17 protein-coding genes and 3 pseudogenes are annotated in these 20,211 nt (G+C 68.9%); 9 read left to right on the forward strand and 11 right to left on the reverse strand.

Going from position 1 to position 20,211, the window contains the following annotated elements:
- Positions 1–111 precede the first annotated feature (111 nt).
- A pseudogene (locus ACFYPA_RS02340) lies at positions 112–573 on the reverse strand (substrate-binding domain-containing protein); the annotation flags it as partial.
- Between the two features lie 70 nt (positions 574–643).
- Positions 644–1,582 carry an alpha/beta hydrolase family protein gene (locus ACFYPA_RS02345; RefSeq protein WP_389128922.1) on the reverse strand — a complete coding sequence of 313 codons (939 nt, stop codon included), beginning with the start codon at positions 1,580–1,582 and terminating at the stop codon, positions 644–646.
- Positions 1,583–1,761: 179 nt separating this feature from the next.
- On the opposite strand from ACFYPA_RS02345, the pseudogene ACFYPA_RS02350 reads away from it, so the two are divergent.
- Positions 1,762–2,130, forward strand: a pseudogene (locus ACFYPA_RS02350) (MerR family transcriptional regulator); the annotation flags it as partial.
- Positions 2,131–3,015: 885 nt separating this feature from the next.
- Here ACFYPA_RS02350 and ACFYPA_RS02355 read toward each other — a convergent pair.
- From ACFYPA_RS02355 to ACFYPA_RS02365, 3 genes are all read right to left on the reverse strand, one after another.
- Positions 3,016–3,354 carry a thioredoxin family protein gene (locus ACFYPA_RS02355; protein ID WP_389128925.1) on the reverse strand — a complete coding sequence of 113 codons (339 nt, stop codon included), beginning with the start codon at positions 3,352–3,354 and terminating at the stop codon, positions 3,016–3,018.
- Positions 3,355–3,586: 232 nt separating this feature from the next.
- Positions 3,587–3,727 carry a hypothetical protein gene (locus ACFYPA_RS02360; RefSeq protein ID WP_389128928.1) on the reverse strand — a complete coding sequence of 47 codons (141 nt, stop codon included), beginning with the start codon at positions 3,725–3,727 and terminating at the stop codon, positions 3,587–3,589.
- Positions 3,728–3,745: 18 nt separating this feature from the next.
- Positions 3,746–4,372 (reverse strand): DinB family protein, encoded by a 627-nt coding sequence (locus tag ACFYPA_RS02365; protein ID WP_389128930.1) that lies wholly within the window; start codon positions 4,370–4,372, stop codon positions 3,746–3,748.
- A gap of 268 nt (positions 4,373–4,640) precedes the next feature.
- Here ACFYPA_RS02365 and ACFYPA_RS02370 point away from each other — a divergent pair, with 268 nt between their 5' ends.
- A complete protein-coding gene (locus ACFYPA_RS02370; protein ID WP_389128933.1) occupies positions 4,641–5,723 on the forward strand; it encodes a protein kinase family protein in 1,083 nt (360 codons plus the stop codon).
- 64 nt (positions 5,724–5,787) lie between these two features.
- Here ACFYPA_RS02370 and ACFYPA_RS02375 read toward each other — a convergent pair.
- Positions 5,788–5,997 (reverse strand): annotated as a pseudogene (locus ACFYPA_RS02375) (monooxygenase); the annotation flags it as partial.
- A 22-nt stretch (positions 5,998–6,019) separates the two neighbouring features.
- Positions 6,020–7,120 (reverse strand): DUF5937 family protein, encoded by a 1,101-nt coding sequence (locus tag ACFYPA_RS02380; protein ID WP_389128935.1) that lies wholly within the window; start codon positions 7,118–7,120, stop codon positions 6,020–6,022.
- A 235-nt stretch (positions 7,121–7,355) separates the two neighbouring features.
- Here ACFYPA_RS02380 and ACFYPA_RS02385 point away from each other — a divergent pair, with 235 nt between their 5' ends.
- Together ACFYPA_RS02385 and ACFYPA_RS02390 are read left to right on the forward strand one after the other, a co-directional pair.
- Positions 7,356–7,883, forward strand: a complete 528-nt coding sequence (locus tag ACFYPA_RS02385) for a GNAT family N-acetyltransferase (RefSeq protein WP_389128938.1) — start codon at positions 7,356–7,358, stop codon at positions 7,881–7,883.
- A 712-nt stretch (positions 7,884–8,595) separates the two neighbouring features.
- The gene (locus ACFYPA_RS02390; RefSeq protein ID WP_389128941.1) at positions 8,596–11,760 is read left to right on the forward strand and encodes a discoidin domain-containing protein; all 3,165 of its coding nucleotides are present in this window, start codon (positions 8,596–8,598) and stop codon (positions 11,758–11,760) included.
- Between the two features lie 304 nt (positions 11,761–12,064).
- Here the strand turns inward: ACFYPA_RS02390 and ACFYPA_RS02395 are convergent, their stop codons facing one another.
- A complete protein-coding gene (locus tag ACFYPA_RS02395) occupies positions 12,065–13,240 on the reverse strand; it encodes a spore photoproduct lyase family protein (RefSeq protein ID WP_389128944.1) in 1,176 nt (391 codons plus the stop codon).
- Positions 13,241–13,749: 509 nt separating this feature from the next.
- On the opposite strand from ACFYPA_RS02395, the gene ACFYPA_RS02400 reads away from it, so the two are divergent.
- A complete protein-coding gene (locus ACFYPA_RS02400) occupies positions 13,750–13,827 on the forward strand; it encodes a 50S ribosomal protein bL37 (protein WP_371604899.1) in 78 nt (25 codons plus the stop codon).
- Positions 13,828–14,163: 336 nt separating this feature from the next.
- Positions 14,164–14,337 (forward strand): CsbD family protein, encoded by a 174-nt coding sequence (locus ACFYPA_RS02405; RefSeq protein ID WP_359084216.1) that lies wholly within the window; start codon positions 14,164–14,166, stop codon positions 14,335–14,337.
- A gap of 427 nt (positions 14,338–14,764) precedes the next feature.
- On the opposite strand, the gene ACFYPA_RS02410 is transcribed toward ACFYPA_RS02405, so the two are convergent.
- On the reverse strand, positions 14,765–15,100 hold the full coding sequence (locus tag ACFYPA_RS02410; protein ID WP_389128947.1) for a MerR family transcriptional regulator: 336 nt from the start codon (positions 15,098–15,100) through the stop codon (positions 14,765–14,767).
- 843 nt (positions 15,101–15,943) lie between these two features.
- Positions 15,944–16,633, reverse strand: coding sequence for a DUF6882 domain-containing protein (locus tag ACFYPA_RS02415; protein ID WP_359082038.1), 690 nt, complete (start codon positions 16,631–16,633; stop codon positions 15,944–15,946).
- Between the two features lie 66 nt (positions 16,634–16,699).
- Between ACFYPA_RS02415 and ACFYPA_RS02420 the strand changes: the two genes are divergently transcribed.
- From ACFYPA_RS02420 to ACFYPA_RS02430, 3 genes are all read left to right on the forward strand, one after another.
- Positions 16,700–17,470 (forward strand): SDR family oxidoreductase, encoded by a 771-nt coding sequence (locus tag ACFYPA_RS02420; protein ID WP_359082039.1) that lies wholly within the window; start codon positions 16,700–16,702, stop codon positions 17,468–17,470.
- A gap of 94 nt (positions 17,471–17,564) precedes the next feature.
- Positions 17,565–17,885, forward strand: coding sequence for a nuclear transport factor 2 family protein (locus ACFYPA_RS02425; protein WP_359082040.1), 321 nt, complete (start codon positions 17,565–17,567; stop codon positions 17,883–17,885).
- A gap of 46 nt (positions 17,886–17,931) precedes the next feature.
- Positions 17,932–18,795 carry a MerR family transcriptional regulator gene (locus ACFYPA_RS02430; protein WP_359082041.1) on the forward strand — a complete coding sequence of 288 codons (864 nt, stop codon included), beginning with the start codon at positions 17,932–17,934 and terminating at the stop codon, positions 18,793–18,795.
- A 113-nt stretch (positions 18,796–18,908) separates the two neighbouring features.
- Here the strand turns inward: ACFYPA_RS02430 and ACFYPA_RS02435 are convergent, their stop codons facing one another.
- Positions 18,909–20,171 (reverse strand): TetR family transcriptional regulator, encoded by a 1,263-nt coding sequence (locus ACFYPA_RS02435; protein ID WP_359082042.1) that lies wholly within the window; start codon positions 20,169–20,171, stop codon positions 18,909–18,911.
- Positions 20,172–20,211: the final 40 nt, after the last annotated feature.

The raw sequence follows: 20,211 nt of genomic DNA on the forward strand, positions 1-20,211 counted from the left end.
TCGGCCGGGCGACAAGGAGTTCGACGGCGGGACTACCGACGAGCTGCTTCGTGGCGGGATCGCTGAGACCGGTGGGTAAGCGAGCCCGGCCGTTTCGTCGTCGTACGCAACGACCGCCAGATCGTCAGGAACGCGTACCCCCGGATCGCTGCACTGCTGTACGAGCCAGATCGCGGTCGGATCGGGATGGACGATGACTGCGGTCGTCCGGGTCGCTCGCAGTTCGGCGATGAGCGCCTCGACCGTCTCGGGGAGCGTTGTGCCCGACCGACGTATGTGGAGAGCCTGGTCGACGCGAGCCTTGTCCGGCAGCCCCGGCCGGGCCGCTACCGACCGTACGACCTGGTGCGTCCGCACGCCCGCCGCGTCGCGGAGTCCGCACCGGCACGAGGCGGCCACCAGCCGCGCGGCCGGTACCTGGACGCGGCCCGCACCACCAGCGACTGGGGCCCAGCGGCTTCCCCACCGGCCCCAAGCCCGCCGGCGTCCACTTCGCCAGCCGGCAGGAGGCTGAGCCGTGGCTCGACGCAGCCGGTGGTGAACTGGTTGACGCCGTCGGACATGCGGCGGCACCAGGCCGGCCCGCGTTGATCCTACGGAGGGTCGCTGGCCGGACGAAGGCGCGTATTTCAACCGCCGAGGGTCACTTGCTGTCCAGCCGCCCCAGCGCGTGGGCGTCGGCGAGGACGGATCGGGCCATCTGCCAGTCGGTGTGGTCGATGCCGGTGATGTGGCGCAGGTAGGCGAGGGTGACCTGTTGGACGAGGGCGACGCGGTTGGGGTCCTCGTCGGTGGTCTCTGCTGCCCGGTAGCCGGAGATGCCGCCGAGAAAGTGCTCGCCGCCGTAGACGGTGAGCAGGCTCTTGTTGCCGCGGCTGAGGGTGTAGGGGTCGCTTGTCCATGCGGGCCCTCGGGTGGTGAGCGGGAGATCGTCCTTTTCACCGACAACCACCAGTCCGGGGGCGGTGATGTGGGAGAAGTCCTGGTCGCGGAGCCAGGGAAGGTTCTCGTGGGCGAAAGGGGTCAGTGCGTCGCCGCCCTCGCCTGCCGTGGCCAGCTGGATGCCGGCCATGACCCGGGAGTCGGACAGGTCGTCGGCGGTGCCTGTCTGGGGGTCGGTGACGCGCAGACCTACCAGGATTCCGGCGGTCTGACCTCCGAAGGAGTGGCCCGCTGCGACGATGCGGCTGTGGTCGACCCGGCCGGACAGCCCGGGCACGGACGCCTCCAGCGGCTTGAGCTCATCCAGGATGTGCTTCATGTCCTCCACGCGGTAGCGCCATAGGTGGGGCCTGCGGGAGTCGTCCGCGGCGATGGCGACCCGCTTGGAGTCGAGATGCGTGGCCTGGATCACCACGAAGCCGTGAGAGGCCCAGTGGTCGACCAGCGGCGCGTAGCCGTCCAAGTCGGACCCGAATCCGTGTGCGAAGAGCACGATCGGCAGACGTGTGCCAGTGAGCGGTGCGGAAACGCGTACGTGCAGGTCCTGGCCGCGCCGGGGGGCGGGTAGCACGATCGGCTTGACCGTCACGGTCGGGGTGGGAGCGGGGCCGGTGAGGCCGGTCGCCTGGTGGGTGGTCACGTGGGCGCTTCTTTCCGGTGTGGTGCGCGTGGCGGGTCAGGTGATCTTGAGGTCGAGGATGCGTCCGGCGTTGATCCGTGACGTATCGGGCGAAAACCCCGGGGTCGTGTCAGCTACGCTAAAACTTGACGTTGACGTCAAAGGCAAGGCGTTGTGGCATAGATCACTTGGAGCTCGGAATGCGCATTGGGGAACTCGCCCGCCGCACAGGCGTCAGCACCCGGGCCCTGCGGTACTACGAGGAGCAGAACCTGCTCACGGCCGAACGCAGCAAAGCCGGCCAGCGCCACTACCCGGAAACCGCGGTCGCCCGGATTCTCCTGGTCCGAGAGCTGTTCACCGCCGGCCTGTCGAGCAAGACCATCGCCGAGCTCACGCCATGCGTCATCGACGGCAAGGCCACGCCCGAACTCCTCGACCGCCTGGCTGTGGAGCGCGGTCACATCGACCAGCACATCGTCGATCTCACGCACACGCGAGACAGGCTCGACTCGGTCATCGCCAGTGCCTCCGCATCCATGGACACCGGTACCCCCTGCCAGCCCGGCCCGGCATCGACCGCTCCGGCGCAGGTCAGCGACGCCACCCTCCGTGGTGATCAAGAAGCTCGGGAGGGTGGGGACGACGTCGTCCAGTCCGTTCGCGGTGCTCTGGAACAGTGACCAGCTCGCGTTGTTACGAGAACTGGCGAGCTCGCGAACAGCGCCGCTGGCGGCGGGTGCAGCGAGCGCATGTCGTCCTGGCCTGCGCACGTGGCACCGCGAACGCCGTCATCGCCCGCATGCTCCGACCCTTCTTCTCGATCCTGGCCCGCCGGCTTTTGCGCGGAGGCGAGTTCGAGGCAGTTCGAGTCCCGCCAGGACCTCGTCGAGCAACTCCGCGAATGCATGCTCGCCTACGACGGCCAGGGCCGACCATTCCGACGGTCCTGCGACAGCACCCGCTCAAGGCAGCCTGAGCCCCGCAGGATCAGCGCGGCAAAGCACTGGGCGAGGTGAACCACGCCTGCTGGCTCGCCGGCCTCCGGGCCGGCGGCTCTTGGGCTCCCCCCGGCCCCCTCCAGAGCAATGCGCCGGGGGGAGCTCGCCACTTCCGGGCCGTGAGGCGACAACGATGCCGCCTCAGGCGGCGCGTCGTGGCGTAACACAACTCGGGCTGTCCTGTCCCCATCTTGCTTGCACAGGGCAGGACGGCGCCCGTCGGGCGGGGGACCAACGGACTCCGCCCAAGCGGTGACTAGGTGTCGGTCATGGACTGGACGCTGCCGGAGCCGATGCTCGCTGCCGCGGTGGACAGTCCAGCACGCCGCGGAGCCGAAGTGGGACGGCTACCGGGCGCTCTTGCCCCGGTATTGCGGACGGGCGGGTGATGATGCGTTCCGGGCGGGGTACGGACATGACCCTGGCGTTTCCGGAGGTCACCGCAGCGGCCGCTCAGAGGTGTCCGTCCAAGAACTTCCGTATCTCGGTGATCGTCACAGGCCCGCTGCCGTGCGCCACCACCTCTCCCTCCTTCAGCAGGACGTAGGACGGGGCTCCGGTGATCCCGTATCGCTCGGTTGCGGCCGGACAACGCGTGATGTCGGCGCGGACGGCCGTCAGACGGCTCGCGTAGTCGTCGGCGATGCCATCCACGACGAGGTCCATCACCCGGCAGGGCTCGATTGCCTTGGGCCATGTGCCGGTGAAGTAGGCGAGGACCGGAACTCCGCTCATCCCGAGGATGAAATTGAACTCCGCATCTTCACGGGGTCGGTGTACCCGCTTCGCCATGGAATCTCCTGACCTCATGTTCCGTCGTCTCATCCCCATCATCCCTTGTACGGTGTACCAGGCCGCCCCACCAGTCACCCAGCTGCAGCCCGCCGCTCGCCCGTGGGTGAGCTCGTGCCAGAACAGCGCTCACCGGACTCGATGCCGGGCCGGGCGATCCGAGGAACGAGGCGGCCATCTCGGAGCCGGCGCAGCCGTTCCGCGGAGTAATACGCCTTATCCGCGCGGACCTTCACCGGTCGGCTGCGGCGGGTCTGCGCCGGGAGCGGATGGCCGGTATCCCCAGGATGAGCGCCTTGTACGCCTGGCCGTCGTACGGGTTCGCACCTGACACCGCCACGACCAGCGGCAGGCCCTGCCCCTCGGACAGCACGTTAATTTGCCGCCCTTCTTACCGCGATCGACCGGATTCGGCCCGGTCAGCGAGCCCCCTTCCTGCCCGCACCGATGCGGCCGATCTGGCGGCCTGCTCGATCTTCGCGTAGTGGGCGTCGCGGGCTTCCTCGTCGATCTGTATCTCGTGTTCGGGCCGCATCCCAGTTCGGCCGTCGACGTCTTCGCGCAGGATATCGGCGTGCCCGGCATGCCGGTTGGTCTCGCCGAGGACGTGGACCATGACGGCGAACAGGTTCGTGTTGGCATACGGCTCCGGCCACCACGGCACGTGACCGGGGGCGTCAAGGGGAAGCTCGTTGACCGTCGCGTCCGAGTGTTCCCACGTGCGCCGGTAGAACCCGATGATCTGATCGCGGGTCTCGTCCTCAGCCGCCCACTGATCACTGCCGTCGGAGTCCTGCCACCGGGACAGCGGTTCCGGGGAAGGGCGGTCGAAGACCTCACCGAAGTATCTGGCCTCGATGGTGGCCACGTGTTTGACCAGGCCAAGAAGGTTGGTCCCGGTCGCCGTCAGAGGTCGGCGGGCGTCGTATTCGGACAAGCCGTCGAGCTTCCAGAGCAGCGCCTCGCGGTCCCGACGCAGTCTCCCGTGCAGGTTGTCCTTCGCGAATTCATCGATCATGCGGCATGAGCCTGCCATGGGCTACTCGCGGCCTCAAGATCCCGTACGTGGACCGCAACGACCGGAAGAGCCGAGGTCCGGCCATGGCCAGTGCCCTGAGCTGCCGCACGAAGCCGATAGAACTTGCCACGTGAGACAACGTTTTAGATGTCGACGGCTGGGCGGCAATTCGAAAGGATCGTTCATGACAGTGGCTAACCTTCGCAGCGTAAGGTCGGTGCCGCCCTGGAATTGCCGAAGCCATGGTTCGGACACCGAGGAGCCGTCGATGCTGAACCAGGATGTGCCGTACGCCGCGCGCCTGGCTGGTTACGGGGCCGTGAGCACTCAGCTCTCCTTGCTGAGCGACCATCGGCTCGGGGAGATCGTGGCAGCCGCTACCCCGCTCGGGTCGGGCATCGGCGGCAGGTCGGCAGAGCTGGACATCAACGGAACGCGCGTCTTCGTCAAGCAGATCCCTTTGACGGACACCGAATTGCTCCCGGAGAACGTGCGGTCGACGGCAAACGTCTTCGAACTGCCGATGTTCTACCAGTACGGGGTGGGCTCGGCCGGGTTCGGTGCCTGGCGGGAGCTTGCCGTGCACACCATGACCACGAACTGGGTTATAGGCGACGCGTATGTGGGATTCCCCCTCATGTACCACTGGCGGGTTCTGCCCGGCTCCCCTCCCGAAGGATTCACCGACCAGTTCGGGGGCCTGGAGGGGGCCGTCGCGCACTGGGAAGGATCACCCGCCGTTCGTGACCGGCTGGAGGCCATCGGCCAGTCCTCGTACAGCCTGGTGCTGTTCCTGGAGCACGTGTCGCACACACTCGCCGGATGGCTGGCCGACCACCGCAAGAACGCAGTGCCCGAAGGCGGGGACGGCTCCCCCTTCCCCTGGGTGGAGGAAGCCCTGATGCGCGGAACTGCCTTCATGAGTTCTCGCGGACTTGTCCACTTCGATGCTCACTTTGCCAACATCCTGACCGATGGCCACCAGCTCTACTTCGCTGACTTCGGGCTTGCCCTGAGTTCCCGCTTCGACCTTTCGGCGGACGAGTCCCACTTCCTCGTGGACCACCTTGCGTACGACCGCTGCTACACCGCGAACCACTTGCTCCACCACCACGTGCTCGACGGCGTGCGCGGTGACACGGAACGCGAAGTCTTCCTGCACGACTGGATCGCGGGTCGGCGACCTGGCGACATCCCGCCCGAGATCACGGCCATCATCGACCGGCACGCCCGCCCCGCCGTCGTCATGGGCTCTTTCTTCCGCCGTCTGCTCACCGAGAGCAAGCAGACGCCGTTCCCGGCCGCGGAGATCGAGCGGCAGTTGGGCACCGGCGCCACAACCCCGAGCTGATCAGGGGTTTGACCACCGACTCGTCACGGACCCGCGAGCGCGGTCCCCGGACCGCCCGGCGTGGCTAGGTAGGTGCGGCAGGCCTGGTCCGGAGGATCTCGACCAGGGACGCTCTTCCCGCCATCGCGTCAGGAGTTCGTGGAAGGCAAACGCACTGTGGGGGTGGGCGATCGATCGGGTCATTCGGCCGGCCGCGCCCTTCGCGGTTGCAGTAGCCGGGGGTGCAGTCGGCGTGGAATCACTCGTGGTCCGGGGCACCCTCGGCCAGGAGGGCGAAGCAGCGGCGTTCGCTTCACTCAGGCTTCGTGCCTGGGGGTGACGGTGGTGAGGGCGGTGGCGATCTGGTCGAGGCGGGTGGGGTTCAGCGTGTAGAGGACGTAGTAGCCCTCGCGATGGGTGGTGGTGAGTCCGGCTTGGGTGAGCTGGTGGAGGTGGCGGGAGGTTACGGACGCGGAGAGGCCGAGGAGGGTGGCGAGTTCCTGGGTGGTGCGGCTCTGGGCGGCGAGGTGGGTGATGATCTGCAGGCGCGGGGCGGCGGCAAGGGCACGGAGTGCGGTGAGGGTGTCTTCCTGGCTGGTGGGGCGGGCGGCCGAGGCGGGGGCGAGGGGCAGGGCGGGGTAGGTGATCCGCAGGGGCCAGGGGTTGTCGCAGGTGACGCGGACGTGGGGCCAGACGTAGTGGCTCGCGGTGAACGTCACGGGGTGTTCGCGGGTGATGGTGATGTCGTGGTCGTGCGGGCGGTCGAGCCGCAGTGTCCGCCGTCCGGGGTCGACGCGGATCTGGGGGGCGAGGGTGCGGAGCATCGGGAACAGGCCCTGGTGGGCGATCCGGGCGCCTGCGCGGGCGATCGACTCGTACAGGGAGGGTTCGACGCGCTCCCACTCGTCGGCGAAAGCGGCGCTCCAGTAGTCCTCCAGGACGGTGAGCGTGTCTTCCAGGACGGCGAGGGGGTCGGTGAGGATGCCGTCCAGCCGCGCCGCTCCGGCGGTGTCGGTCTGGCGAAGGCCGGCGAGGACCGCATCGCGGACGGCGGGGTCTTCGACGAGCCGGTGTCCGGTGTAGCGGGTGGTGTCGATGAGGGTCTGTGCGAGTTCGGCTGCCAGCAGGGCGGGCGGCAGTGTCCGTACGGCTGCGAGCTGGTCCGCGAAGTCGGCGTCGTGGTCTCCGGCCAGGCTTTCGAAGAACCCGGGGACGTAGTCGGCTACGACGGAGCCGTTCTCGCGCATCCGGCGGCGCAGAGCGGCGGGCAGCCGGCGGCATCGCCGTACCCAGGGCACGTGCAAGGCATGGTGTCCGGGGTCGGTGAGTACGTGCCAGGAGTGGACCGCTTCGAGCAGCGGCGAGAGGGAGAAGGAGACGTCCTCCTCGGCCGACTCGGTGAAGCGCAGGGTGATCACGATTGCAGGATTTCACAATCAGTTGATCGGCTCTCGCCGCGTCGGCCAAGGTCAAGCAGACCGCCTGACTGCGGAGGGATCGTCCCGGGTGGCGTCCGCCGGTCAGCCATTGGCCGGGCGTGCCGTGCCTGATCGATTCCGCGGTCACCGAACCCGAGCGGCCCGTCTACTGACGCGCGGCCGTGCCCAAGTTTCTTCTCTTCGCATCAGGAAGAGTCACGACAGGATGGACAGGATGGCACTCGACTTCCGCCGGGCCGACACCGCTGACACCGCGGCAGCCCAGGACGCGTATCGCCGCATCATCAAGCACCTCGCCGAGACCGTCGACTTCCCGCACTGGCACACCGAGAACCATCCGACCCCCGAAGAGGTACGAGACTGGATCGGAGCCGGGGAGCTGTACCTGGCCACCACCGACGAGGGGATCACCGGGGTCGTCGTCCTCAACCACGAGGCACCCGACGCCTACCAAACGGCCGAATGGTCTGTGAACGCCACCGACGACGAGGTACTGGTCGTCCACGCGCTCGGTGTCGTTCCCGACCACCTCGGCCAGGGCGTGGCCCGTCACCTGGTGCACTCGGCCGTCGAGGAGGCGAGAGCCCGAGGCTGCCGAACCCTCCGGCTCGACACGTACGTCGAGAACATCCCGGCCCGCGAACTGTACCGGCGCTACGGGTTCACCGACCTGGGTGAGCACGTGCTCCACTACGAAGGAACCGACCTCGATCGCTTCCACCTGTTCGAATTGGCGATCTGACTACTGGGACGCTGTTCGTCCGCAGGCGGTGGGCAACGGTCGGTTCGATCTTCCTGTACGGGTACCGGTCGGGCGCACGAATCGAAGCGGCATCGGGGGCCCGAACCAGCGCCGGAGCCGCAGCTCGCGCCCGTCGGGCATGCCGCATCCCGGGCTGAACGGCCGCATCGGAGGGTTCGACCGGCCCATGATCAACCGGCTGCGCCGGACAATTGTGGTCGCAGCGCTCCGCGAGTCACCGGGAGTCGCAGCCCGTTCACCTCGGCGATGCCGCTCGGGCTCCACGCAGTTTCCCGGGAAGGTGGGCCTTGCCCCACGGCCGGGAGTTAACGTTTTCGCAGGTCATGCAAGGCGTGTTGGGGTCCGTGCAGTGGCGGTGCAGAGGCGCCCGGGCCGAGTTCGTGGATGAGGCCGCTCTCGGCCCATCTGGAGAGCTGCCGATACGTAGCCACACGGAGCCGATGGAGCGCCGGCGGATTCGAAGTCTCTTCGAGAGGCTTCCCGCGGTCGACGGACTCGGTATGTACGGCTTCCGGCACTACTTCGCGTCCGACGCTCTCGGCCGGGGCATTCCGATCACGGACGTGGCCGCGTCACCACTGGGCAGAGCCTTGACGGGGTCACGTCACCACTGGACAGAGCCCTTGACGGGGGCCGAGGCAACGGAAAGGATGGCCCGATCTGACAACGTTGTCACAGCTCGGAGGACTTCATGCCTGACACCCCTGCCTCCTACGATCGCCGCAGGTTCATTCAACTCGCAGGGCTGACAAGCTTGTTGTCCGTAGGCTCACTGGCCCTCCCAGATGTGGCAGCAGCCGCCCCGTCCGTCGCCACCGGCGGTCCTCACCGCGACGGTGAGGAGCGGGACAGCATCGCAGACACCTACTACCAGGTACTGCTGACGCACACGCGCTGGGCGGAGACCCAGTGGGACTCCGCGCTCGGGCACTACACGGTCAAGGACTTCGGCTTCGCGGTGGTCCTCGGCAACGCCGTGCTCCTGACCCAGGGGACCTACGACGCCGCCGTCGCCGGCATCGGCAAGGAAGAGCTGCGTTCCCGCACACTGACCACCATCAAACACTTCGCGGCCTCCAATCGACTCACAGGCGGCACGGAGTGGGGCCGCACGCTGTTCTTCGACACGACCTTCCAGTTGTACTTCGTGCTGGCCGCTCGGCTGCTCTGGGACCAGCTGGATCCCGTCACACAGCAGAATGTCGACACGATCGCCCGCGAACAGGCGCAATACACCACAGCGCTCGGCAGCAGGACCGACCCCGCCTCCGGGAGCTGGACGCCGAACGGGCTGAACGGCGGCTTCGTCGGTGACACGAAGCTGGAGGAGATGGGCGTCTACGCCCAATCGCTGGCACCGGGCCTCGCCTGGGCCCACACCGATCCCCGGCACGACGAGTGGACGGCCGCCTTCGGCCGCTGGACCCGCAACGAAGCGGGGCTGCCCGCGGCGGATCTGGCCAATCCGGCCCTGGTCGACGGAGTCGCCGTCCTGACGAACACCGCGACGAACCTCTACGACACGTTCATCGTCGAGAACCACAACTCCTTCGGCCCGCACTACCAGGAGGAGCTGTGGCGTACGTCGGGTCGCAACGCCGCCCACTTCATCGCCGCGGGCCGGCCTCTGCCGCAGGTCCTGACCGCGCAGCCGAACGCGGGGCCGCTGTGGCGCACTCTGCTGATGGTGATGAGCGACGCGGGCGAACCGCTGATGCCCATGGTCGCCGACCGCGAGCACCTCTACGGGCGCGATGTGATCCCGCTTGCGTTCCTGGCGCAGGTGACCGGGGACCGTGCTGCCGCTTGGGCGGAGGCGGCCATGGCGAAGCGGCTCGGGCCCTACCAGGCGTACGCGCCGGAGTACCGGCTCGCCAAGTTCTCGGGTGAGGCCAAGTACGAGCCCGAGGCCCGGGCCGAGATCGCCATCAGCTATCTGTTGCACAGGTGGCGGGCGGTGAACGGTGGTGCTGTGATACCGCTGTCCGACGCGGAGTTCTACGCGCAAGCCTCCGGGGTACGGGACTTCGCCGAGGGCCCCGGCCTGGTGGTCCAGCAGACGCCGGCCGCCTGGGCGGCCTCCGTGAGCAAGCCGGGCTTCGTCAAGTTCGCCTGGCAGCCCGCACATGACGACTGGCTGTTCGCGCTGAGCGGCTCCACCCCGATGTTCCTGCCCTCGACCGGGGGCAAGGTGCTGCGACGCTCGGTCACGACGTACCGCACGGTCCGAGACGGCTTCGACGCGACCGCCTCCGTACTCGAACTGGACACCGGCATCGCGGGGTTCACCACCCTCCCGTCGGGTGCGGTCGTCTACGCGACGAGCGGTACGGGCGCGGGCGAAGGTCGTCTGCAGATGCACAACCTGACGATGCCGGGACTGGCGGGCTTGGACGGCAGCCGCACGTACACCTCGGCCGAGGGGTCGGTGCAGGTGAAATCGAAGGACAGCGGGAACACCTCGGGCGGGGCCGGACCCCGGGTTGACACCCTTGCCCTGGCTCGCGGTTCGCACCGCTTCGTCCGGATGCAAGGCGTCTCCGGACACCCTCAGTACGGGTACTCCCTCTACAGTTTCTCCGTCCGGGACGGCGCGGACGGTGTCGACGTCGCCCGCGGCGCCGCCGCCACCGCCTCGTCGGCGGCGCCGGGTCGCGAGGCAGCCAGTGTTCTGGACGGCGACCGGACCACCCGCTGGGCCGTGGCCGTCAGCGAACGCAACCGCCAGGACAGCTGGCTGACGGTGGACCTCGGCAGCAGCGTCGCCTTCGACCAGGTCACCCTGGCCTGGGAGACCGCCGCTGCGAGCAGGTACCAGGTGCAGGGGTCCGATGACGGAGAGCACTGGACCGAGCTGACCCGCTTCCCGCAGGCCGAACTCACCAGTGGCGGAGGATGGCTCTCCGTGGACGGAAGGGCAGGGCTGGTGGTCCGTGGCGCCGCCCATCCGCTCGCCGTCTACGGGGACATGGTGGTGCTCTCCGACGGTCCTGCCGAGGCCCTCACCGTCGAGGGCCACCCGACGGGAGATCCCACCGCGCTGAAGGCGGCCGCATCCCAGGAGACCCCACAGGCCGAGAACCCCTCCGTGCACGCCAGCACCGCCGGCGGGCACCTGAGTCTGTTCAACCTCTCCCCCGACGCCGTGAAGACCGTGGTGGCCCTCCCCCGGCAAGGGACCGGCACCACTCTCTACGCCGGTTCTCAGACGGTGACTGCCTCAGGCACAGACTTCGAGGTCGAACTGAAGGGAGCGAGTGCCATGGTCGCCGCGGCCAGGTTCACCCTGCTTCCGGCCACGGGGCACGCGGTGCCTACAGGTCTCCGGGCTCAGGTGGTCGACGCCGCGACCCTGCGGCTGACCGGGCCGACGTGCGACCTGCTCGTGACGGCGCACAACGGGCGACGCACGAAGGTTCGTCTGCGCCACGGGCGAACCGCGACGGTGTCGGTACGGGATGTCGTCCCCTATCCGCTCAATGACGCCGCTCTGGGATGTGACACGTTCCCGAACGCACCACGGCCCGCCGGCATGTCGGACCCGTCGGCTGCGGTGGACGGCGACGCGCGGACCTCTTGGACCCCGGGCTCCGCCAAAGCGCGGATGGTCGTGGACCTCGGTTCCGTCATACCCGTCGAGCGCGTGCTCGCGGAGTGGACGACGGGCAGGGTGCCGAGGGCGACGGTCGAGTTCAGCGACGACGGCGTGACCTACATGCCCGGTGGACCGCTGCGCGGCCGCGGCACCAAAACCGGTCTCACCGTCGGCGCCACCGCCCGCTACGTAGCACTCGACGTCTCGGACTGGAGCACCGGCCACGCCCGCCTCAGGAAGCTTTCCGTACTCCCCGGGTGAGGGCCCCGGCACCGCGCGTGCATCGGACAGGGCCTGGTCAGCCGTACGAGTGGCAGGGCCCACGAAGCGGTCCGGGCTTGGGTCGGCCCCACCAGCAGGGGCTGGTGGGGCCGCAGGGCTCGGACAGGCGGGGCTTGTGCCTATTGGAGCTCGGGTCGCTTTTCGTGTGCCCGAGCGGGCCAGGTCCATGCACACGCCGCTGCCCCGGAAAGCGGGCTCGGCACCGGGCCGGGCGACCGAGGGAGGCAAGGCGCCGTCAGAGGGTGCAAATGCCTCCAGCGCGTCAGCAGGCTCTGCATCTCACTCAAAAGGCATACCTGACGTGCAGCCATGGCGCATGAATGGACAGCAATTGTCGAAGCCGGGTCAGCGCCGCCTGTTTGATCGCCAGGGAGTAGCGCACGTTGACGGCCCCGTTCTGCGAGCGCTTGGTCTCCTGGATCTCCGGTTGCCACAGCACCTCCTCCGCGCGGGGGTGCCAACCCAGATTCACCTCGTGGAGCGACTCGTTGTGCGTCAGCATGATCACCTCGGCGGCCGCCTGGCGCTTCACGCGGGCAGGCAGCACGTCGTCGAGCCGGTTGAGCAGCTCGGCCCAGTCCAGCTGCCATCCCGGTCGCAGGACTACGGGTGAGAGGTTGAAGTGCACCTCGTAGCCGGCGTCGAAGAAGTCGGCGGCTGCCGCGATCCGCTCGTCGATCGAGCTGGTACGGATGTCGAGCAAACGGGCGTCGTACTGAGGCATGAGGGAGAAGCGCACCCTGGTACGGCCCTGCGGGTCGAGCGCGAGCAGGTCGGGGTTGACGAACTTCGTCGCGAAGGATGCTTTCGCCGTCGGCAGGCCGCGAAAGGCTGCGATGAGATCTGCCGTGTTGTCGCAGACCAGAGCGTCGACGGAACAGTCTCCGTTCTCACCGATGTCGTAGACCCATGCCTGCGGATCGCACTGGTTGGGCTCCGTCTTGCGGCCTTGGGCCCGCACGTGGCGGCGGACATGGGCCACGATCTCCTCGATGTTGGTGAACAACGTGATGGGGTTGGCGTAGCCCTTGCGGCGAGGGACGTAGCAGTAGGCGCAGGCCATTGCGCATCCGTTCGACGGGCCCGGGGCGATCCAGTCGGCCGACCTGCCGTTGGGGCGCGTCCGCAGCGTGTGTTTCACACCGAGGACGAGCGTGTCGGTCTTGATGCGGACCCAGCGGGCGATGTTCCCCTCGTTGCCGTGGAGCGCGGGAATACGCCAGTGGCTTTCCACCTCGGTCACCCGTACTCCTGGGAGCCGGGCCATGATCTGCCGGCCGCGCGGGGAATCCAGCGCGGCCGGCTCCGCATAGATCTCTCGCACGTCGAGCATCCGGCGGGCCTCCGGCCCGTCCCGGAACGCCGGGCGTGCGGCCTGCTCCGCGCCGGTGGCCGACCACCCGAAAAGCGGCAGCTGCCGGGGCGCTCCCGACCCGTCTTCCTCCGGCCGCTGATTCACGCGTCTGTCCCATCCTGGCCCTGCGACGGCGGCGGGTGCTCGCTGCCGCGATCCCGCTGGTCCGTCGTGTCTGTCGTGCCGTGCCGAGGCGCCACTCGCCGCGATCGCGCCTGCTCCAGCAAGCGTCGATCATGAGCCTGCCCTGTCCCCCATCGTCGAGCGCGTGGTCTTTGAGCCGTCATCAGACCGTTGAAGCGCAGCGAAGGCTTGGGGCTTTTGTGTCCATGCCGTCGCCACCAGCGTATGGGGGCACGCCCGCCGCCGCCGTGCGGCGCACGGCGGCGGGGCGACAGCGGGACTCCTTGCGGGATCGTGGCCCCAGTTCGCCGATCCGTGCAGGTCGGCGCATCGGGGATGCGGGTCGAGCGGACGGTGGCGGACCGTTGAGACATCCCTCAGGCACACGTGCCGAAAGAGTTTTTCACCGTTCGAGTGGGTATGGGGTCTGTGATCGCCGCAGGCGACAAACAGGTAGAAATATTCGAACGATGCAGATCAGGGAGAGCTTGATGTCCTCGAAGCGACGTCGCAAGAAGAAGGCCCGCCGCAAGAACGGCGCAAACCACGGCAGCCGCCCGCAGACCTGACGGGCGCGCCCGTATCCGGGGACTGGGGCGGCACCGGCCGGCCCTCAGTCCCCTGGATGCGTGCCTGGTCGACGTGAGACGTCGTCCTCCAGGCCGACGTCTCACGTGTACGGCATGACGCGGCAGACAGCCACACGTCCGTGAGGGCGCGGCCGTCATACGAGGGAGGGCCGTCGGCTCGCTCGCCGAGTCGTGCGGCCCTTGCTCCGACCGACAGCCACCCAGACCGGTGCATCAACGTTTTCCCGGCAGGAATCTGCCTGTGATGTTTGAACAAGCTCATGCGGGTCAGGCGTTGGTTGTCCCTGAAGTCGATCACAGCAAGGTGTGAGTGACATGGCTGCCAACGAAAAGACCCAGGCCAAGACCGAGCAGGCCAAGGGCAAGGTCAAGGAAGCCGCCGGGCGCGCCGTGGGCAACGACCGCCTCACCGCCGAGGGCCGGACTGATCAGGCCAAGGGCGACGCCCGCGAGGCCAAGGAGAAGGCGAAGGACGCCCTCGGCCACTGAGGCCGCCGCAATCGGGCCCCGCGCCCCTCGCCCTGGGCCGCGATGATGGCAGAGAGGGGCCCGGCACCGAGTGCCGGGCCCCTCTCTGCTTTCCCAGGCGGCGACCCACTCCGGCGGAACGAGCAGGGCAGGCGCGGGGTGGGCGGAGGCCGGTCCGGCCGGCAGTTAGGCACCTGCCCCACCCACGGGTACACGTTGCGATCTGAATCGGTGACTGCGTCGGCCGGCCGGGTTCGCGTGCGGCCGATTACGGCCGGATCGGATCACCGCACGACCGGACCGTCAACGCGGGCGCTCCTGCCGCAGTCCTCGCACCCGTTGGCCATGGCTGCCGTGGAGCCTCATTCCGGCTGCCTCGGCGACCGCCGGGGACGGCTGGGGCGGCTCCAGTGCACCAGTGCCGTTCGGCGTACGTGCCGGTCACCGATCAGGCATTCGCCGTGCCGGTCGGCCTGACACCCTCGCGGTATTCGGCGTTGATGCGCTGGGCTTCTACAAGCTGGTCCTCGAGGATGACGATGCGGCAGGCGGCCTCGATGGGGGTGCCCTGGTCGACGAGCTCCCGGGCGCGGGCGGCGATACGCAACTGGTAACGGGAGTAGCGGCGGTGGCCGCCCGCGGAGCGCAGTGGGGTGATCAGGCGGGCCTCGCCGATGGCGCGGAGGAAGCCCTGGGTGGTGCCGAGCATTTCGGCGGCCCGGCCCATGGTGTAGGCCGGGTAGTCGTCGTCGTCGAGACGGCCGAACGAGTCATCTGCTGTCATTTGCACCTCTCTGTGGAACGCGTGGAGGGGCCCTGGTGCCACATGGCACCAGGGCCCCGAAGGAACAGCTACACCATCCGCCGGCACGTGATGCCGTGCCGGCTTTCTGTTTCCGCATGCCCGAGCGTGTTGCCTGCGGGGTGCGGGGATCGCGGTTGCTTGACCGGAGACCACCTCACTATCGATGTCCTGCGGTACCCGGGCTCTGTCATTCCGCCCGGGCGATCCTGATGGCGCCCAGCTCCTCCGTTTCTTCCCTCTGGGATCGATCACTTACCTGACGCTGTACTGCTGCGTGGCCTGAAACAGCGCCACTCTTCGCCAGCCAGCCCCGTCGCCCGTCCTGCATCCGCTCCGGCTTGGAACCCCACTGACGAACCTCTCGATGCGCGCGTCCGCAGCCGACGCCTTCACCGAGGTTGCCGCTCACTGACTTCACTGCTGGGTACTGCACACCGCACCTGCGGATACTGCTGCACGGCGGCCCCTGATCCACGGGCCACCCGGTCCGGCCGCCAGCCCCGTCGCCGTCCTGCAACACCCTGGCTCCGGAACTCCACCACCGAACCGTCCTGCGAACCGCAGCCATCTCTACCGCACGTACTGCCCGGCAGTTCATCCCTGCCCGGGCCTTGCCGTCTCTCTGGCTACGAGAGAAACCATAACTATGACACCACTCAATGTCTAGCCTGGCCGACACAGATTTCTAGGTGTTCGATCAACAGGTAATCGGCCTCGAACACCCAGAACCTGTGGTGCCCGCCCACCAAAGAACGCGGCAGCATGAGCGCTATGGGCGTCCAGCACCACCGAGGTCGGCGGCGCCGTTCGACGGCACCCGGGTCAGCTGGTGACCGTGAGCCGGATGTTGCCGATCCGCCCCAACCGGTCGAAGGAAACGACGGCTGCGTTCCCGGTCGGCAGATCGGCGATCAGCCGGTCACCTTCCACGCGCTGCGGTACCCCGTGGTGCTCGAAATATCCCGTCACGGCCTGCCGCGGCGAACGCCCGATGAGTGAGACCCCCGCCATGAGCACGCGCGGCAGGGCGACCGGATCGAGCTCGGCACTCGGCACCTTCGGGTCGTCGGGCAGGAAGTAGACCTGTGTGCCGGGCCCGGCGGGCTGCCCTATGTACCCGGGAGCGTTGGCCACGCCCATCCCCCCGAAGGCAAGCATCTCGGCGGCCCGCCGAGGATCGTCGAACCCGGACAGATCGAGTTCCTCCGTGGTGAACTCAGGTATCCCGTGCGCCTGCCCGTACCGTGCCACGGCAGCGGACAGCGCCACCACCTCGCTCCCGCCGAGCCCCGGATTCGCCCAGCCCCACAGCCAGGACGCCCTCTCCATGTCGTACGTCCCAAGGACACCGACCCGTAGCCGCACCTCCCCCTGCTGGTACGAACACGTCGGCAAGTCCGCGCTCCACGGTGCCTCGGGCAGGAACTCCATGAGCACCTCGAGCTGAGCGGCACCCCAGACGGTGTGCCGCTCCACCTCGAGCAGGAACTGGTCACTGAATCCGTTCGTCATGATCACGACCCTAAGGCTCTCGGTCGATTTGAGTCTCTCCCCGGGAGAGGGTCCAGGGTCGGGGCCATGAGCGACAACGATTTCGACGGGCGCCTCGCCGTGGTGGCGGGCGCGAGCAAGGGGGTCGGGCTGGCGACGGCTCAGCGGCTCCGAGACGCCGGGGGGCGGGTGATCACCGTGGCCCGTACGCCGCCGGGGGTGGCCGATCCCCTCTTCGTACAGGCCGATCTGAGCACAACCGAGGGTGTCGCGTCCGCGTCCGCCGCGGTTGCCGCGGTCGGCGTTCCGGACGTTCTGGTACATGTGGTGGGCGGCTCTGCCGCTCCCGCCGGCGGGTACGCGGCCCTCGACGAGGACCTGTGGGCGCGGGAGCTGGCACTCAACCTGTACCCGGCGGTCCGGCTGGACCGTGCGCTGCTCCCCGCGATGGTGGAGCGCGGGTCGGGCGCCATCGTGCACGTGACGTCGATCCAGCGCCGGATGCCGCTGTACGACTCGACGCTGGCGTACGCCGCCGCCAAGAGCGCCCTGGCCACCTACAGCAAAGGGCTCGCGAACGAGGTCGCGCCGGCCGGCGTGCGGGTCAACTCGGTGGCCCCCGGCTTCATTCGCACCGACGGTGCCGAGCACCTCCTCGCACGCCGGATGCGCGAGGGCGGTGTCTCCCGGAAGACCGCTCTCGACGAGCTGATGCAGGTCCTCGGCGGCATTCCTCTGGGACGGCCGGCGGAACCGGAGGAGGTGGCCGAGGTGATCGCCTTCCTGGTCTCGGATCGGGCGGGCGCGGTCACCGCCGCGGAGTACGTCGTGGACGGCGGTACCGTCCGGGCCGTCTGAGCCCGTTTCCCGTCCGCACACTCCACTCACACGTACGCCGACCGGCGCAGGCATCGGGCATCAGGCATCAGGCATCAGGCATCAGGAGAAGGCTATGCAGGACATCGTGGAATTCGCCGAGGAGTACTTCGACGCCGCGGCGGCACACCACCCCGAGCGGTACCTCGCGCTCTTCGATGAGGCCGTCGTCGTACGCGACGACGGCCGCAGCCACCACGGGCTCACCGCCGTGCGCCGCTGGCACGGCGCAGGGCCTTCCGTGCGCTACACCCTGAGGCACGTCACGGGCACGGCCACCGCGTGTCAGGCTGCGGCGGAGATCCGCGGTGACTTCCCCGGCAGCCCGGTCGACCTCCGCTTCACCTTCGAACGGGACCAGCGGGGAAAGATCACCCTGCTGGACATCACTGCCTGAGTGCGGGCCCCGAACCGGCGCGCACACGTACCACCAGGAGCACGTCATGGCCGAACAGCTGACCATCGGAGAATTCTCCCGGATCACGCATCTGAGTATCCGCGCACTGCGCCGGTATCACGAGCAGGGCCTTCTGGTCCCGGCCGAGGTCGACCCGGCCACGGGCTACCGCTACTACGCGCTCACGCAGGTCCGGCCGGCCCTCACCATCAAGCGGTTCCGCGAGCTCGACCTGCCGCTGGCGGACCTGCGGCGTTTCATCGAAGCCGAGTCCGACGGTGAGGAACTCGCTCATGGTGCGGCGCAACGGGTGGTCACCGCTCATCTGCGCCGGCTGGAGGACCGGCTCGGCCGCACCCAGCGCGCGGTGCAGGCGCTCCGGGAAATCCTCGACCCGGACGCCGAGCGGGTGGTGGATCTGGAGGTTCTTCCGCCGCAGCACGTTCTCGCCGTGTCCCTCGATGTCCGGGCCGGTGCCGATCTCAGCTGGTACGGCGATGCGATGAGGGAACTGGACGGGGCCGTGGGCGGGCGCCCGGTGGCTCCGCCGGGTGGCCGCTACGAGCACACGCTCTTCACCGAGGGCCACGGCCGCGCGACCGTCTACCTCCCGGCCGACTCTCCGCTGCCGCCCGGATCACCGGACACCGTGCGGGAGCTCCGGCTGCCCCGGCGGACCGCCGCGGTCGCCACGCACGCAGGCAGGCACGACGATCTCGACCTCACCTACGCCGCCGTGGGCTCCTTCGCCGCCCGGAACGGTCTGCGCCCCCACTCCCTCGTCGAGGAGGTCTATCTCGTCGGGCCTCGCGACACCGACCGGCCCGACCGCTGGCGCACCCTCGTCGCGTGGCTGCTCATCCCCGACCCGGCCCTTCCGCCCGCGCAGAGCCGGAACGCCTCCCTGTAGGCAGCCTCCCGGCGCACGGAAGCGAAACCGATCACCGTGCCGGCACTCAGGACGACCAGGCCTACCGACAGCGGCTGCGCCTGTCCGCCCCGAGGCCGGATGACGCCAAGCCGTCAACGCTCCGGAACACCGGCTTCGAGGCTCTCGCCCAGAGCAACGAGCAGGCCGGAGAGCCGGCGTCGGTCCGCCGCGCCCAGTCCGGCGAGCAGTTCCTGCTCCTGGGCCGACCGGACGGCGCAGACCCGGTCGGCCAGTTCGAGGCCCTCGGGGGTGAGGCACAGCCGGATGATCCGGCGGTCGTCCGCGTCGCGTTCCCGCCGGATCAGACCTGCCGCCTCCAGCCGGTCCACGTGCTGGGTGAGGCCACCGGCACGGGCCCTGCCGGCCGCTGCCACCTCGCCCGTAGTCCGTCGGTAGGGCTCGCCCGCATCACGGAGGGCGGCGAGCACCTCGAAGGCGGGCAGGCTGATGCCGTACTCACGGACGGTTCTGCCGATCAGCTCCTGATGGACGGCGGCACATTCGTTCAGTCGCGCGAACAGGGCGGTGGGACGCTCGCCTGCCGCCGTGCCCGCGGGCTCCGCCCGAACGTCCGTGGTGCGTACGGGCATGGAAGTGGTCGCGGCGTCCGGGGCGGCCGGCCCGGCGCCCCCGCCGTCGGCCGCGCCGGGCGGGGCGGGTGGGGGCACGGCGTCGAGGGCGTCACCGAAAGCGGTGACGAGCACGTCCGTCAGCGCCGGGGCGAGTTCCGCCGTGGGAACGGAGGCTGCCGGCTCATGCGCGAAGAGGTAGCGCTCCATGATCACGCCGAACAGGATGCTCCGGATGACGGCGGCGCGTACCTCCGCTTCGGCGGCGTCGCCGAGCAGGCGTTTGAGGGGTTCGCCGACCTGCTTCTCCAAGATCGTGCGCAGGAGCTCGGCGCTCGGCGGGTGACTGACCGCCGAGCGGATCAGCGCGGGCCAGGGATCGTCGGCCGGCAGGCGGTCCCACCGGTCGAGGTAGGCGTGGGCCAGCGCCGCCGGCAGTTCGTCCGCACCGGCGGCCGTGGCAGTCAGCACGTCGCCGGTGACGCCCGACCCGCCACCCACCGCTTCGCGGAACAGACCGTCCTTCGTACCGAAGTACGCCATCACCAGGCCGGGGGTCACTCCCGCCTCGGTCGCGACGGCGCGGACGCTCACACCTCGGTAACCATGCGCGCCGAACAGCCTCCGGGCCGCTCCGAGGACCGCACGACGATTTCCTTCCGGGTCGTGTGAGCCGGGGCGGCGTTGCGACGGGCGCCCGGACAGCCCTGCCTCCCGGCCGGTTCCCTGCGCGGGGCTCGTCGCCGACCGTCGACGGTCGCTGTCGTCTGGATGCACTCGGTCCACACTAAACGAGTGTTCAAATTGAACGGTCGTTCATTAAAAC

Source organism: Streptomyces sp. NPDC005775, from assembly GCF_042871565.1.
Taxonomy (GTDB): Bacteria; Actinomycetota; Actinomycetes; order Streptomycetales; family Streptomycetaceae; genus Streptomyces.